General features: G+C 66.5%; 2 protein-coding genes. Both read right to left on the minus strand.

The genetic code is table 11. The features are described from left to right. Positions 1-365 (minus strand): hypothetical protein (locus OO70_RS50580; RefSeq protein ID WP_043688352.1); only part of this gene is annotated, 365 nt, incomplete at its 3' end. Continuing rightward, the coding region (locus tag OO70_RS50585; protein WP_043688354.1) for a hypothetical protein at positions 365-544 on the minus strand (180 nt) is incomplete at its 5' end. The genes OO70_RS50580 and OO70_RS50585, both read right to left, overlap by 1 nt.

Here is a 544-nt window from a genome sequence, read left to right on the forward strand (position 1 = left end):
AGACCGGACAGCGGACCGACCATCTGAGCTTTCTCGAGCGCCGCGGCGACCTGCGGATACTGGAGCGCGAGATCCGCGATCACCTCGGACCACGGGTTCACCAGCTGGCTCGCGCAGAAGCCGTCCACCGGATCGACGATGCTCAGCACCGCCGCGAGCGGCTGGAGCGTCCCGGCCGTGGTCTCGACGTAGCGGGCCCTGCGGTCAGCCTCGACCTTTCCGGCCGGACTGGCGGGCCGCGCCGCGGACGCCTTCCGGCCACCGCCCGCGTCCTTGCGCTTCTTGCGGAAGCTGCCGTCCTTGTTGAGAGACGGGTTCCCGTCCTTGTCCACCGCGTGGATCTCGGGGTCGAAAATCTCGTCCATCAGAGCAGAGCCTCCGGGTTCACGTAGGAGTCGGGGTCGGCGAGTGAGAGACCCTGATCGTACAGTTGTTCGTTTTCGTCGAGGTAGTACCGGAGCTCACCGAGGGTGGGCATGCCCGTGACGCACAGATAGGCGCACTGGGTCTCGTACTTCTGGAACCGGACAGCCTCGCGCTTGCT

Origin of the sequence: Streptomyces xylophagus (assembly GCF_000716435.1) — a bacterium.
GTDB lineage: Bacteria > Actinomycetota > Actinomycetes > Streptomycetales > Streptomycetaceae > Streptomyces > Streptomyces xylophagus.